Origin of the sequence: Sphingobium indicum BiD32, from assembly GCF_000382885.1 — a bacterium.
Classification (GTDB): Bacteria; Pseudomonadota; Alphaproteobacteria; order Sphingomonadales; family Sphingomonadaceae; genus Sphingobium; species Sphingobium japonicum_C.
This window is the reverse complement of the sequence record NZ_CAVK010000060.1, coordinates 12,200-25,661: the sequence shown is the minus strand read 5'-3', so window position 1 is coordinate 25,661 and position 13,462 is coordinate 12,200. Positions and strand designations below refer to the sequence as shown.

General features: G+C 62.1%; 14 protein-coding genes. 5 read left to right on the top strand and 9 right to left on the bottom strand.

Translation table 11 applies throughout. The annotated features are described in order from the left end of the window. Positions 1 to 31 precede the first annotated feature (31 nt). Both EBBID32_RS06180 and EBBID32_RS06175 read right to left on the bottom strand, forming a co-directional pair. Positions 32 to 3,691 carry a DEAD/DEAH box helicase gene (locus tag EBBID32_RS06180; protein ID WP_006952578.1) on the bottom strand — a complete coding sequence of 1,220 codons (3,660 nt, stop codon included), beginning with the start codon at positions 3,689 to 3,691 and terminating at the stop codon, positions 32 to 34. Beyond that, positions 3,684 to 4,649, bottom strand: coding sequence for a hypothetical protein (locus tag EBBID32_RS06175; protein ID WP_006952576.1), 966 nt, complete (start codon positions 4,647 to 4,649; stop codon positions 3,684 to 3,686). The genes EBBID32_RS06180 and EBBID32_RS06175 overlap by 8 nt, the downstream gene beginning before the upstream one ends. 148 nt (positions 4,650 to 4,797) lie before the next feature. On the opposite strand from EBBID32_RS06175, the gene EBBID32_RS24785 reads away from it, so the two are divergent. The 3 genes from EBBID32_RS24785 to EBBID32_RS06160 all read left to right on the top strand — a co-directional run bounded on the left by EBBID32_RS24785 (position 4,798) and on the right by EBBID32_RS06160 (position 7,247). Continuing rightward, positions 4,798 to 5,253 (top strand): antitoxin Xre/MbcA/ParS toxin-binding domain-containing protein, encoded by a 456-nt coding sequence (locus tag EBBID32_RS24785; RefSeq protein WP_006952575.1) that lies wholly within the window; start codon positions 4,798 to 4,800, stop codon positions 5,251 to 5,253. Continuing rightward, positions 5,250 to 5,768 carry an RES family NAD+ phosphorylase gene (locus tag EBBID32_RS06165; RefSeq protein ID WP_037489136.1) on the top strand — a complete coding sequence of 173 codons (519 nt, stop codon included), beginning with the start codon at positions 5,250 to 5,252 and terminating at the stop codon, positions 5,766 to 5,768. Before EBBID32_RS24785 ends, EBBID32_RS06165 begins: the two co-directional genes overlap by 4 nt. Before the next feature lie 279 nt (positions 5,769 to 6,047). Beyond that, a complete protein-coding gene (locus EBBID32_RS06160; protein ID WP_006952559.1) occupies positions 6,048 to 7,247 on the top strand; it encodes a tyrosine-type recombinase/integrase in 1,200 nt (399 codons plus the stop codon). Positions 7,248 to 7,298: 51 nt separating this feature from the next. Here EBBID32_RS06160 and EBBID32_RS06155 read toward each other — a convergent pair whose 3' ends face one another. The 5 genes from EBBID32_RS06155 to EBBID32_RS06140 form a co-directional block, all read right to left on the bottom strand. Further along, positions 7,299 to 7,595, bottom strand: coding sequence for a type II toxin-antitoxin system RelE/ParE family toxin (locus tag EBBID32_RS06155; RefSeq protein ID WP_006952558.1), 297 nt, complete (start codon positions 7,593 to 7,595; stop codon positions 7,299 to 7,301). Continuing rightward, a complete protein-coding gene (locus tag EBBID32_RS06150) occupies positions 7,592 to 7,840 on the bottom strand; it encodes a type II toxin-antitoxin system ParD family antitoxin (RefSeq protein WP_006952557.1) in 249 nt (82 codons plus the stop codon). Before EBBID32_RS06150 ends, EBBID32_RS06155 begins: the two co-directional genes overlap by 4 nt. Before the next feature lie 116 nt (positions 7,841 to 7,956). Next, a complete protein-coding gene (locus EBBID32_RS24465) occupies positions 7,957 to 8,133 on the bottom strand; it encodes a hypothetical protein (protein ID WP_196805600.1) in 177 nt (58 codons plus the stop codon). Between the two features lie 93 nt (positions 8,134 to 8,226). Further along, positions 8,227 to 8,649, bottom strand: a complete 423-nt coding sequence (locus EBBID32_RS06145; RefSeq protein WP_156022478.1) for a hypothetical protein — start codon at positions 8,647 to 8,649, stop codon at positions 8,227 to 8,229. 142 nt (positions 8,650 to 8,791) lie between these two features. After that, a complete protein-coding gene (locus tag EBBID32_RS06140) occupies positions 8,792 to 9,709 on the bottom strand; it encodes a GGDEF domain-containing protein (protein WP_037489130.1) in 918 nt (305 codons plus the stop codon). A 107-nt stretch (positions 9,710 to 9,816) separates the two neighbouring features. Here EBBID32_RS06140 and EBBID32_RS06135 point away from each other — a divergent pair, with 107 nt between their 5' ends. Continuing rightward, the gene (locus tag EBBID32_RS06135; protein WP_037489129.1) at positions 9,817 to 10,050 is read left to right on the top strand and encodes a helix-turn-helix domain-containing protein; all 234 of its coding nucleotides are present in this window, start codon (positions 9,817 to 9,819) and stop codon (positions 10,048 to 10,050) included. Between the two features lie 40 nt (positions 10,051 to 10,090). Here EBBID32_RS06135 and EBBID32_RS23475 read toward each other — a convergent pair whose 3' ends face one another. Then, on the bottom strand, positions 10,091 to 10,360 hold the full coding sequence (locus EBBID32_RS23475; protein WP_081628045.1) for a hypothetical protein: 270 nt from the start codon (positions 10,358 to 10,360) through the stop codon (positions 10,091 to 10,093). 63 nt (positions 10,361 to 10,423) lie between these two features. Between EBBID32_RS23475 and EBBID32_RS06130 the strand changes: the two genes are divergently transcribed. Next, positions 10,424 to 10,636, top strand: coding sequence for a hypothetical protein (locus tag EBBID32_RS06130; RefSeq protein ID WP_037489127.1), 213 nt, complete (start codon positions 10,424 to 10,426; stop codon positions 10,634 to 10,636). 9 nt (positions 10,637 to 10,645) lie between these two features. Here the strand turns inward: EBBID32_RS06130 and EBBID32_RS06125 are convergent, their stop codons facing one another. Next, the gene (locus EBBID32_RS06125) at positions 10,646 to 13,447 is read right to left on the bottom strand and encodes a conjugal transfer protein TraG N-terminal domain-containing protein (RefSeq protein ID WP_006952540.1); all 2,802 of its coding nucleotides are present in this window, start codon (positions 13,445 to 13,447) and stop codon (positions 10,646 to 10,648) included. Between the last annotated feature and the right edge of the window lie 15 nt (positions 13,448 to 13,462).

Genomic DNA, 13,462 nt, shown 5'->3' with positions numbered 1-13,462 from the left:
ACTTCCAATTTATGAAAGTTTCCAGAATTTTCTACATCGAGCTATGCGGGGAGCCACGGCCGTACTTGCCGGCCATGAAAGTACGATGCACGTGTGCTTCTAGCCCGTCTGTGCGCAGCTCGTAATCGCTGCGTATGGCGCCGGGGCCGAACTCATCGAAGATGTCATCGGACTGTGCCAATTCGAACCCGGCAGGATCCATCCAGCCCACGCGCCCGTCGCGGCGAGCGGGAATGACATTGTACCGGCGACGACGGCCATCTGTGCCGGTCAGCTCGACCAATTCGGGGAGATCCTCGAACAGGTCGCGAACGTCGCGCCCGAGGCTGAGCTGCCAGCGCAAGAAATGCTGCGGGTCGATCAGGTCCTCGGACAGAACCTCCTCGAGTTCGTCGTCAAGCCACGCCTCAAATTCTTCGCGGCGTCCCGCCGCGGCTTCGCGCGTCTGCGCGAGGCCTTGGGACAGTGCGAACGCGACGAAAGGATCGTGTGTACCCCAGCGCAGCAGTTCGCGCGCCCAGAAACCGAACCAGGGCATACCGGTGGTATCCTTCCATTCGGCGAGCGTCGGCACTGCGAATGCATCTGCCGCGCCGTCGGACCACGCTTGCGCGACGACCGCGCCAATCGCGACGCCGAGGCGAAATTCCAGATTGTCCGCAACAAATCGCTGCCACCCTCGCAGCGCGTCGGCATCGGGATGGAGGCTGTCGGGTTCGTCCATCCACCATCCCAGCACATCAGCCCAACGTTCGAGCAACGCCTGGTCCGTGTCGGTGCCACGCACTCGAAAGCCGAACCCGCGGTCAGCGGCGAGCAGCTCACCGATCGCCTCGAAGGCATCGATGCGCGCCGTCGCCTCGGCTTCCCCGTAGGTGTCGGCTTCTTCAATGAGCTTGCGAATTTGCGGCGCGACCTCTTCGAAGCGCCGACCGACCAGCGGAGTAAAGCCATATTGGTAGAGGCGCCGACGCTCGGCGGCATCGGGATAGACGGTCTCGACGATGCCGCGACCGCGCTGAACGAAAGCCTCTTCGAGCCAAGCCTCCTGCTCGGCGGCGACGGCGCTGAAGGTCGTGCTCCAGAGACGCGCCAGATGCTCCTCCGCGCGCGCCGGCGTCATGTCCTGCACTTCGGCCTTGGCGATTTCCTCGATAGCGGTCAGCAGGATGCCATCCAGCTCGTCTACGGCGTCCGCCAGGCGAGACCTGCGATCGGCGGCAACTTCCCCCGCGTCATCGCTGATCTCGGTCGGCACGGTGCTTTCGAGCCAGTCGAGAAAATCATCGGGCTCAATACCAAGGACACGAATGGCCCGCTCGCGGATCGTCCACAGCAGTAGCGCCAGCGGACTTTCCACTTCGCCGGCCTCGGCCTCCTCGATCAGAAGGGCTTCGCGCATCCGGTCATAGTCCCGCTGGAGTTCGGCACGCTGCTGACGCTGGACAGGAATTGTTTTGGGTGCTGTCGCCGCCTCGCGCGTCGGGATGGCAATGAGCGTCATGCCTTCGATGCCCTTGGCCGCGCCCGGTCGACCCGCGCGCCCGGCAAGGTTGCGGATCTCGGAGGTCGGCAACGGCGTGACGACCTGTTGCTCGGCGACCTGGTCCCAGGATCGCCGCTTGAGCGAGGTCAGGAAGATGAGATCGAAGGGCAGGTTAACGCCTTCGGTCAGTGTCGCCGTTGCGACCGTGATCGGACAGATCCGCCGCTCGATCATCTCGGTCATCAGCCGCCGCAGGCGCTGGGGCATCTGGCCGTGGCTAGAAGCGATGCCGCGTTCGAGCAAAAACATCTCGAATGAAGCCTCGCCGCAATAATCACGGCAGGCTGCGCGAGCTTCATCGAAACGCTCCCGGAGGAACCCCTCGGGCGCTCGGAACTGGGGCGCATTCGCCCAGGCCGGAAGCAACAGCGCTTCCTGGAACCAGCGCATGGTCTGCTCCGGCTCCTGAGCCACCGAGATTAGAATGCGCTGATCTTCCTCGACGAGATGGAGCGCGGTCCAGAGCACGCTAAGGGAGTTAAAGCGATTGAGGCTGCCTCGCATACGTGCGGGGATGCCCGGCATCGGAGGCATCCGCAGCGGCAGATAGACGGGCTGCTCCTGACCGCGGACGTAAAGCGTGCGGCCGTTCATGATATCGAGGAGGATTCGCCCCTGCGCGCCGGGCGCGGTCTCGAGCACGCCGATCACCTGGCGGGTGCTGCGATAGCGCACCCCGACAGCGGTCGCATCCGCGCGGCCCTCGATCCATTTGGCGACCGGACCCGCGGCGCCGCCCGCTACGGCAGTAAGCGCGATGCGGACGACATCGGGGCGCTGGACCAGCACACGGGAGACCAGTTGCTCGAGCCGGATGGCGCGATTGCTGTGCTCTGAAAAGCTGACGCGGGTGCTCTCATTGGCTTCGGGAACGACCTGATGGGCTTCATCGACAATAATCAGCCGGAGTCGCGCCGCCAGGATCGGTACGAGATAGCGCATCAGGGCGTCGGCCTTCTCGACCGTCGCGATCAGCACGGTTGGTTGGTCGCCGGTCAACCAGGCATCGGTGATCCCCCAATCCGCACCACCGTAGAGAGCGGTCACCGTCATGTCGCTGCCGAGCTCGGAACGGAGCTTGGCCTCCACTTCGCCGGCCAGCGCGCGCGACGGGACGAGATACATGGCGAGCGGTGCGAGCCCGTCGGCCTCTCGCAGCAGCAGCTCGCGCACCAGGGCGAGGTTGGCAATCAGGGTCTTGCCCGATCCGGTCGGCGTGCAGAGCGCGAAGGATGATTCCTGTCGCAGGCGATCGATGCCCTGGAGCTGCGACGTCCACAGGATGCCGCGCCCCCGGCTGAACTGATCGCGCGCATAAGCGAGCAGCCGACCTTGCCGTTCCGGGTTCAGGTCAGCGAGCGCGCGCACTGCGCCGTAGATGCTGGCCTTCCCGTAGCTCTCGGCGACTTGATAAAGCAGCGATATGATCAGTGAGGCATCGTCGCTGAGAATCCGCATCGCCATCTTCTCCAGCGCCTGGAGCTTGCCCGTCGCCAGCGCGAGGCGGGCATCGTCACCTCGCCGCAGGCTGTCGGCGATCAGGCCGAGGCTACGGATCAGCTCGATCGTGAAATAGCGGCCGACCCGTTCGATATCCTCTTGGTCCTCGGCCGCAGCGAGGAGGTGACCGGCAGCGGGCTCCGTCAGGTCGGGATTGGCGCTCCAATAATTCGCCGCGCGCCGCAGCACGCCGTCGAAATCGGCGCGCAAGAAGGCGCCATATAGCGCGACCCCCTCGTGCTCGGGTGGGATTTGCGCCATCAGTCCCGCGGCCATCGCAGGCAGCCCGCCGAGTTGGTAAGCGCCGGCGGCGAGCAGTTCGATTGGCACCTGCCTTCGGGAATCGTCGGCGGCGCGCGCCAGCCATTCGAGAATCTCACCGGCGCGGCGGTAGCAATCGATCGCGCGCCTGGACCCAGGCCCTTCAATCTCGCGGAAGACATGGGCGGCATGCAGCAGGCGGCGGGCATCGGAGAGCTGCCCGTTGGAATCGCGCTCGGTCCACTGGATCGTCTGGACCTGCCAGCTTGTCTGGAGACACCGGACGAAGGCCCTCGCTTGGGGCCGCGAGAGTTCATTCTCGATGGCGAGCTGACGCCGAAGGCCCTCGGCGATTTCAAGCCGCTCGCGATCAAATTCAGGCATTTGGGCGCGCTCGCCAAAGGCTCGAGTAAATCTGCTCGATCAGATCGGCACCGCCGTCGAGGACCAACTCGATGACCTGAAGGTCATGCGGAGCGGTATACTCCTCGGGACATTCATCCCAGGGGATCAGCGGGTCGCCTTTCTCGCGGCGGCGCGCGCCATTGCCGGAGATCAGGACCAGGTTCGTGCGCGGCAGCGGCGGTCCGTCGAGCGCGATCGCGCGATCAATCGACAGGATGGCGGCGGCGTGGTCCTCCGGTGCGCGCAGTTCGAGCAGGCGCTGCAACTGGCGCAAACCATGCGGAACCGGCATGTCGCGGTTGATCTCGAACCAGACGCCGCGCCCATTCCGCACCCGCTCGCCGTCTTCGTCCTCCTCATCCTCATAGTCGCCGAGCATCAGCGTATCGACCGCCGATTGTGTCAGCCGGTTGCGCCATTTCGCTTCCCCGGCGATCAGGCGGACGATTTCGCCATCGTCGCCCAGCGAGAGGCCGATGAAGTCGGAGCCGAAGCGTCCGAAGATCTGCCGCGCGCGATCGGCATCCCGGGCGAAGGTCCAGAGGTAGCTTTCGACATCGGCATGGTAGCGGAACAGGAAGATCGGCACCGTCCAGCTGTGGCCGCCGACGAACTTCTCCTGATAGACTTCGGTCAGCAGGCCCGCCATCACCTCGCCGAACAGTCCGTGCTGGGCGGTCGGCGGCAGGCAATTGGGGTAGCAGGCATGTGCACCCGGCGCGTCGGCGTCGGGATGCAGATCGATCGCTATCTGCGCATGGAAATGTTCGCGAGCGTCGAGATGAGCGGATTCGAAATAGGGGCGCAGGCCGTCGACCAGTCCGGGGGCGAGCGCCATCTTTTGCTCCAGCAGCAGATGGCCATAGTTGCCCTCCACGCTAGGATAAGATTTGAGCCAATCTTCCATCGTCTCGACTGGTGGCTCGCTCGTGTGCATTCATCCCCCGGCGTTCATCATATTATCCATCGGCTAGCGCGGCTCGGTTGAAATATGCTCAAGTTGATAAGGCCGGGCGTGGTATTGCGCTTGATCCGAATTACATGATGTCCCATATTGTGTCCAGAATACGGACGGAGATATAGACATGGCTGGTTCCCCCAAGGCAGTGAAAGGCACGGTCGGGACACGGCGTTCGAGTCGGACTGGACACCTTGCCTCCGGCCAATTCAGCCTGGCGGGCAGCGGCAGCTTTGTGATGCGGTTCATGGATACGGGCGGCATCGTCGATGTCGATCGGGTCGCGGATGCCTTTCACATGTCGAAGGGCCAACTCGCCGAAACGGCGGGTCTGGGAGCCGCGACGGTGTCAAAAGCCGATCGTCGGACGTCGCCCCGTGCCCAGACGCGTGTCACAGAGATGCTCGAGATCATCAGCCGCATCCGGGAGTGGGCAGGTGGCGAGGCGCAGGCCATGGCCTGGTATCGCTCGCAGCCGATCCCGGCGCTCGATGGACGGACACCGGAGGCGCTGGTGAAATCGGGCAAGGCTGGCGCCGTGCGCGACTATCTCGACCATTTGGCGCTCGGCGGCTTCGCTTGAGATTCGAGGGTCGCTGTTTTCGCGGCCACGATCCCGTCTGGTCCTTCTCACCCGTTTCGGGCGAAGGAGCGGCGATCACGGGCGGGCGCTTCAACCGCAAAGGCGAACCGACGCTGTACCTCGCGTTGGACATAATGACGGCCGTATCTGAATGCACACAGGGGTTCAGCCACCGGCTGCAGCCGCTGACGATGTGCGAATATGATGTGGATTGCACAGAGGTCGCCGATCTCCGCGATGAGGACGGGCGCAAGCAGCACGGTGTCGAACTAGCGGATCTCGCCTGCGGTTGGATGACATGTCTGCGCGACCGGCGGGAGGCACCATCCTGGCTGGTTGCCGATAAGCTTCGCAAGGAGGATTTCTGCGGCATCCTTGTACCGAGCTTCGCCCCTGGTGCGCCTGCCTCCCATCACAATCTGGTCTTATGGCGCTGGGGGCCGGACCTTCCGCACAAGGTCGCGGTCTACGATCCAAGCGGACGCCTGCCAAAAGACCAGACGTCATGGACCTGACGATCCGCTGTGGGCTCAGCCCCGTCTAGCGCTGTCCCGACAGCCATTTCACAGTTCCGGCACCAAGTTTCGTTGACGCCGAAATAGCAGAAAATCCCCCTCCCCGCGCGATTTTCGCACTTACCATAATCGGACATTATGGTAAGTATATAGCCGAGAAACCGGCAGGGAAGGGGCAAAATGACGATCGCGCAGATGTCGGTGAGACCACGCGGCACAGATGTGCCGCGCGTTGTGCTGCATGATCGCAAAGCCCGGCGCGTGGGTCGGTAACAAGCAATGGCCGAAGAACCCGCCAGCTTTCCCGACGCGGAAATCATCGTCGTCAGGACCGACGATGCGGCGCTACCAACGCGCTCGCGGAACGCGGACGCCGAAACTGTCGACATGCGGCTCTTGCGCACGATCGGCGGCATTGTGCCGGCCGACCTGCCCCCGATCAGCCAGCTCGGGCTCGAAACCGCGCTGGCGGCCATGGCTGACGCATCGAAAGCGGCAATAGCCTCCGATCTCGACTGCTGGCGCGACTGGTGCGGCGAGGAAGGCCGGACACCGCTGCCGGCCGATCCCGAAGATATGGTGCGTTATGTGAACGCGCTCGACGCCAGGGGCAAAAAGCCAGCGACGCTGGCGCGGCGCATCGCGAGCCTCGGATCGGTCCACCGGCTGATGGGTTTGGCCTCGCCTGCCGCGCCGACCGACGCCCCGATGGTCCGCGATGCACTGAAGGCCGTCCGCCGGCGTAGAGGTGCGCTCCAGCGACAGGCAGCCCCCTTGCGGCTGGGCAAGGCGCTCGATCCCCATGCCGCGAAGGGCTTCACCCTGGCCGCCATGCTCGACGCCTGCGGTGGCGACCTTCAGGGCCTGCGCGACGCCGCGCTGCTCTCACTCGGCTATGACGCTGGCCTCAGGGTCAGCGAACTCACCGTTGTGGAAGAAAAGCACATCGATCCGCAGGAGGATGGCTCCGCGACGCTGTTCATCCCCTTCTCCAAGACTGACCAGGAGCAGGAAGGCGCATGGGCATGGCTGTCCGCCGATACCATGCGGCGGGTTGGCGCGTGGCTGGACGCAAGCGGCATCAAGGACGGACCGATTTTCCGCAGGGTCGGGGTCGACCGGCGGCGCGCGCGGAAAACGGAACCTGAAACCGCGCTGGCGCGAACGACCTATGCCATTGGGACGGCGCCCCTGACGCGGCAGGGTGTCAACGGCATCTATCGCCGCGTGGCTTATGCAGCTTATGAGCAGGGACTGGTGACATTGCCCGTAGGCAAGCTAACCGACGCGGTGAAGGCCCTGTCCAGCCATTCGCTGCGCGTCGGCTTGACCCAGGATCTTTTCGCGGCGGGTGAGGACGGCACCGGCATTGCCCAAGCCCTGCGCTGGAGCTCGCCGACTACAGCCTTGCGGTACGGCAGAAAACTTGCGGTGCGGAGCAATGTTGCCGCCCGCGTTCTTTCGCGAGTGCGTGGTTGATATGATAGCTGGCACTGCACTCTCGTGGCCAGCGGCTGAATGTTCGCGCTGTCAGTTCGGGAAAAGGATCGCGCTATAGTCCTGAGCGCCATGAAGGACATGGACGATGACGACTTTCTCCGGCTCCACGCGATAGAAAATCAGATAGTTGCCATGTCCGCGCCGTCGCACGCCCGATGCCTCGTAGCGCGGCACTAGCGGGAAGCGTTCCGGCATATCGGCAAGCGCAAGACATTTGCCGCGTAGCTCTTGGAGGAAGCTGATCGCGCGCGCCGGGTTGTCCAGTGCGATATAGTCAGCGATGCGCTCAAGATCCTCCTCGGCTTCCGCCGACAGATGGACGATCATTCGCCCATCGCGCGATATTTTGCCTCAAGCTGATCGAAAACGGCTTCCGCCGGTGTCGTGCGGCCCGCGTCTGCATCGGCCAGGCCGCGCGCGATCGAAGCGTCCAGCGCCGCAAGCCGGGTTTCCCGGTCCTGAATGAGCCGCACCCCTTCGCGGAGCACCTCACTCTTGGAGTTATAGCGCCCTGTTTCCACAAGGCGTGTAATGAAACTTTCGAGCTGTTGCCCAAGATCGGCGCTGATCACAGAGGTGTCTCCTTGTGCCGTCGGGATAGCATTTTATCAACTGTTGATAAAGCGGGATTTTGCGGCGACCCTGGGAACCGACAGAGCTAGCTCCTCAGTGCTCCGGCGAATTTCCCTCAGATTTTTGCCAATTGTTTACGCAGCTCGCGAGCCTCCGCTGCATATTCGATCGCCAGTAGCCGATGCACGGAAGCGATCTGCGGATTGCTCGCGGCTTCCTCCCGACGAGCGCGTTCCTCATAATAGCTCAGGCTATCCGCTTGCCTGGCAATCAAGTATCCCTCTCCGGCCATGCCGCGCCCATAACCTGAAAGCGGCGTTGTTGCGAATCGATCGCACCTGCAATCTGAACGGCCGCCCGAAATCTCGATCCGGCGCTATGCCGATCACGACCCAACGCGAAACAGACCGCCCCAGGGGCCTTTGAGATCGCGGCTTTTCACCACAATTTCGAGACGGCTCGAGAAGAAATAGGGTGTGGAAACGATCGCGCGCGTACGAGCCTCCTGCGAGAGGAGAAGCACGGCAATCCTCGAATGGAACAGAGAGCGCGGAACCTGCAATCCATTCTCATAATAGGCTCTGACGCGCCCTGATGCGAGGCGCTCGAGAAAATCTCTCATCTTCGAGCCTGTTTCGTTGTCTGGCAGATCATAGGCGGGCGGGAAACGCAAATACCGGCAAACGCGCTCGTCAAATCGCAGCATATGGCGGTGGAAGATACGGCGTACCTTTCCGGCGGCGTGCGCACGCGTGGCAGCACCCGCGCCCAATTCTGGCGTCGCGGAAGGTGGCAATGAGGACGGCATGCTTGAATTCCTCCGCAATGGCATTGCGCGTTGCTCCGTATCGAAATCGTCCGTTCTCGATGGTCTCATCGTCCGGGCTTGGCGCTTCTAGGCGCGATCGAGGAAATTCCTTTCTGATTCACCACACAAGGCGCACCATATCTCAGGCAAGGCTCTGTCTGCGCCGACCGCGACGGCCGGCCAGCGGGCTAGGCTGCGGCTCACCGCCTTTGGCGATCTCGACAGCATTTTTGCCGGTCTGCTTGGCGCGGTACATCGCGAGATCGGCCGCATGCATCAGTTCGCTGGCATTTCGGGCGTTGTCGGGTGGAACTAGCAGTGCCCCCATGCTGCATGTGACCGGATGAGGGGACGAAGTAAGCAGCGCCGAGAGGCGCCTATGAAGCTCCAACGCAAAAATTTGCCCTTCAGCCATCGACGGCACGCGAACGAGTAAGGCGAATTCGTCACCGCCGATCCGGCCTACCAGGTCTTCGCGTCGCATGATCGACGACACGCCTTTTGCGAAGGAGCGCAGAACCTCGTCTCCCGCGCGATGGCCTTCGCGGCTGTTCACAGCCTTGAAGTCGTCCAGGTCGAGGATGATGAGAAGCAGCGCCTGGTCCGTATGTTTCGCGTCCTCGATCACCTTGGCTGACCGTCGGTGAAAGACCTCCTTGTTCAGCGTCCCGGTCATTCGGTCCTGGTGGGCATGAAACAGCTCGCGGTCATAGGAGTAGCGAAAACTGGTGATGGTTGCCGCGATGAACATGAACATTACGATCCTGACCCCAATGCGAAATGCCAGCAATGTAGCGGAGGCGTCCGGGGCGGCTTCCAGCGAGGGCACAACTGCGAGGAATGCCGCGACGACGGCGACAAAATAGCCGGAACGCGGCCCAAGTCTCCAGCAGGCAGCGCAAATGACGGTCATGTAAACCGGAGCAAACCCCACACCGGGCAATGCGCGGTCGACGAAAGCGATCCCCGCTGTTACGATGCCGATCGCCAACCAGACTTGTTCTCGTGACAGGGCTTCAAGGCGCTCGGCCAGTCGACCCACAGGTAAATGACTGTTCACGCAAGCATCACTCCTTGGTCTTCTTGCAACCCACCGTAAAGCATAGGCGGTGAATTGATGCTTAAAACCCGTCGCCTTATAAGCATCTTACGGGCGACACATGAAGGGTGAAACGCACCCATCCTGGAGAACTGCGACTGATTGTGGCCGCCAATATTCGCCGCTGCCGGAAGGCGCGCGGGCTGAGCCAGCAGGATTTCGCATATGATATTGAGATGGACAGGACGTATTTCGGCGGCATCGAACGGGGCGAGCGCAACGTGTCCATTGATAACATTGAAAGAATAGCCAAGGGTCTGAATATCAGCCCGCATTTGTTGCTTCAAGAGCCCGAGAGCTGATCGAGTTGGCGGTTTTCCTTCGTGAGCGAACAGGAGTTTTTCACCCATTGCGATCAGCTCTCACATTGCCCCGCACATGAGGGCAAGTCTGAAGCGGCGTGACTTCCCCCGTCAGCGCCTGTTCGGCCCGACAGCGCAACACGAGGTAAAGCGTTCCGGCATCCCGCTCCGCATCCAGAGGGTCTCGCGTCAGCGCGGAACGCAGCGCGGCCTTGAGCCAGAAACTTGTCGCTGGATCGGACAGCAGCTTCTCGAGTTCTGATCTCTTCCGGTCTTTCACATTTCCTCCGGTCCAGATAAAGTGCTTCACGTGGGCCCCAATTGCTTTGAAAGCATCCTTGTTCGTGCTATGTTCAGGCTAGGAGGCAGTTCGATGAGCGGGTTCGATTGGGACACTTACAACGCAACTAAGGACTCACCTGCGGGTGCAGTGCATGCTACGAAAATTGACTGGACTGAGTACCTCCCAGCGGATGATTCCGTGGATGTGCCTAGTGCCGTACCGACGACTTGGCAGGTTGTCCTCGGACTCGCTTTTGCTGTCGGCATTCTTGCCTTTTTTGCGTTCGTCTCGACTATCATTTGAGTGCATTCGCTACTTCCTCAGATCAGGATCGTTGAAGAAGCCGACATTCTGACTGTCCGATACTTCTGACCTTGCACGCGAACCTCCTTGCCTGTTGACCGCTCTTCCTGTCTGTGCGGCGGCGCGACCTTCATCGATCTCCTTGCGACCTTGATCGATGATCGCCGCAGCCGCGCCGGGATCGTTTCCGCCTCTCGGGCCCGAGGGTCGCCGGCCACCTCCTGAAGGTGTGTAGTGACCGCGAACATCGCTTTCTGACGCGACATCGGGACGTTGAACGGACACCAGGCTCGGCTCCTGAATCTCTGACCGAATCTCCTCACGAATGGTCTCGAGGCGATCGTCCATCCACCTTTCGATCATCGCGCTGCGCGTCGCGCGATCATGCGCTGACAAGTCAGTGGCCCAGAGATCAGGGACATTGATCGCCGGATTGCGCGCCTGCTCCGCGCGATACCATTGGGCCAAATCCTGGCTCAGGTTCTCGCTGAGATTGAGCCCATGCGATTCCGCATAGCTGGCGTCGCGCGACAGGGATTGCGCAATCTCGTCGAGCTTCTCGGCCGACCGTTGGTAAGATTGAGCAAGGGCAAGGCTTTCTTCCGAAATCCTCGCGCTCGAATCCGTAATGGACGACCGGCTGAAGCTGCCCGAGCGCTCGTAGGTGCCGGCGGACTCGCTGGCGCTGGATCCGCTCGCATGATCGTCGCGGAAGCTGCTTGATGCTGCGCTGCGATCCTCGCTGGAGATATTACGGTTGGTCGAGTGGCTCAAATCCGATTGCTGCGTTCCGCGCGCGGAGGTACTCGCTCCCAACGAGCCAGAAAACGGACCACCGCTACCGCCACCAGCCCGCCCGCGACCCCCTAGTCCAGCACCGGCCTGACCTTCGACCGATTGTTGAACTATGGCTTGCCGCCCCCTGTTGTTCGCCACCGAGAAGCGATCGCTATCTGTGTTAGACTGCTCGATGCCTTCCGACGTATTCGCGGTTCGGCGATCGAACCGATCGACGGATGTGGCAGACTGTGACCCGCTGGCACTTTCGACGCCTGACGTTGTTTCGCTGGAGCGCGTGTGAACCGATGCGTCGCGATCAGTGGCGGTCAGGAGCGTGCTTGCCGTATTGCGGTAGGATTCCGCCTGCCTCCTTGCCTCGGAGGCGACTTCGCGCATCTCGGCGACGCTGTTCGTCGACATGGTCGGTGTGAACGCAAGCCGCGAGATTGCCCCGGTCGTGTCGATCACCTCCTGACCGTTGCCGTAGCTTGAGATGATCGCGCCGTTGTCGGCGCGGTAATCCAATCGCGGAATGCCGGCCATGTAGTTGGGCGCCGTCGACCATTGATCCGACTGGCGCATATTGGCCGAACTGTTCGCGTAACTGACATTTCCGTAAGAATAGTTCCCCGTCGTCTGCTCGAGCGCGGCCGCTTCGGCGGCATTTTGGGCGGGGGCCAGCATCGCCATCGAATGGCTCGCGATACCCATCGCGCCGCGTGCCATTCCAGCTGCGAGGAACGGCACGCTCATCAACAGGAATCCGGCGATCGTTGCGGTTTCCTCATTGACTGCGCCAATGCCGGCAAAGGTGGAGAGCGTTACGCCGCTGGGCGCCATCGCCGTGGCGGAGCCGGTTGCACGGCTCATGATGATCATGTGCAGCACGACATAGAGTGGACCCCAGGCGGCGAGATAGAAGAATCCCGCCGTGTATCCTTTGAGGGTCGGCACGCCGGTTCGCGGCATGAGGAACAGCGGAAAGATGACCGGGAACATCGCGAAAAAGACGACGGTCAGCACGACGTTGAGAATAGGAACCCAGCTCATTGCCTGCTGCGCGATCGAGCCATACGTGTTTCGCGCTTGGATATCGGCTCGTGTCATGGCGAAGGTGTCAATCGCCGCCGCGCCGGTACTCCCCGACATTGAATTGCGTGCCTGCATGAACGCGTTGATCGCAGTGTTTTGCCGCAGGATGCTGACATGGCCGCCCGCGGTCCCGGTGAATGCCTGGTTGATCACGGGCACGTCGTCGCGCAGCTTCTGGGCGGCCAGCGCATTGCTCAGCTTGGGGTAGAGTTCCTTGCCCCAGATCGGCAGGTTGGCCTCGATCATCGGCGTCCACTGCGCGTCCAGTGCCGCATAGGCGTCGCTGCAGGTGCGAATGTGGCTCTCGACGCCGCCGCCGGAAATACGTGTAATCCAGATCTGCGACCGCGCGGGGGAACCGGGTCCGATCGCCGCCCACAGGTCCGGCGCATTGGCAAGGTCGGTCATCGACTTGAAGCCGAGCATCACGTCATAGAAGACGCATGCCTTGAAATGCTCCTCAAGGTTGGTCGAAAACTCGGCATCGCGGATACGCAGGTTGCGCGTCGCATCGAACAGCCGCGCGCCATAGACCATGCCGTTGGTGGTATAATTAAGCGATGTCGGCATGACGAACACCGTCTCGGCGGTGCGGGTCAAATAGTCGCCTACCTGGCTTGTGAAGCTGGCGATCACGCCCAGTCCGATCGGAACATTGTCGATCGTCGCCGGAGCCAGCGAGGGATTGAGGCGGTCCGTCACCTTGATGCCGACTGTGGGTACCATCAGGCACATGTAGATCGCGGTCGCCTGCAGGAACCAGTTCAGCCATGCCCGCCAGTCGAGGTTAAACGCCACCACCAGCAGGGAATAGATAAGGCCCATCACCATGACGACGCGCAGCATTGACCGGTAGCCGCCTCCTCCAGCCCAGGCCGCAACCGCGTTGAACGTGTTGACGATGTATTCGCCGCCGCCGATCGTGAAGACCTCGAGCATGGCCGGCCTTCCTTT

Excerpts from the sequence above, each read along its gene's own strand:
- EBBID32_RS06180 (WP_006952578.1), bottom strand. The coding sequence starts at position 3,691 with ATGCCTGAATTTGATCGCGAGCGGCTTGAAATCGCCGAGGGCCTTCGG.
- EBBID32_RS06175 (WP_006952576.1), bottom strand. The coding sequence starts at position 4,649 with ATGCACACGAGCGAGCCACCAGTCGAGACGATGGAAGATTGGCTCAAA.
- EBBID32_RS24785 (WP_006952575.1), top strand. The coding sequence starts at position 4,798 with ATGGCTGGTTCCCCCAAGGCAGTGAAAGGCACGGTCGGGACACGGCGT.
- EBBID32_RS06160 (WP_006952559.1), top strand. The coding sequence starts at position 6,048 with ATGGCCGAAGAACCCGCCAGCTTTCCCGACGCGGAAATCATCGTCGTC.
- EBBID32_RS06155 (WP_006952558.1), bottom strand. The coding sequence starts at position 7,595 with ATGATCGTCCATCTGTCGGCGGAAGCCGAGGAGGATCTTGAGCGCATC.
- EBBID32_RS24465 (WP_196805600.1), bottom strand. The coding sequence starts at position 8,133 with ATGGCCGGAGAGGGATACTTGATTGCCAGGCAAGCGGATAGCCTGAGC.
- EBBID32_RS06145 (WP_156022478.1), bottom strand. The coding sequence starts at position 8,649 with ATGCCGTCCTCATTGCCACCTTCCGCGACGCCAGAATTGGGCGCGGGT.
- EBBID32_RS06130 (WP_037489127.1), top strand. The coding sequence starts at position 10,424 with ATGAGCGGGTTCGATTGGGACACTTACAACGCAACTAAGGACTCACCT.
- EBBID32_RS06125 (WP_006952540.1), bottom strand. The coding sequence starts at position 13,447 with ATGCTCGAGGTCTTCACGATCGGCGGCGGCGAATACATCGTCAACACG.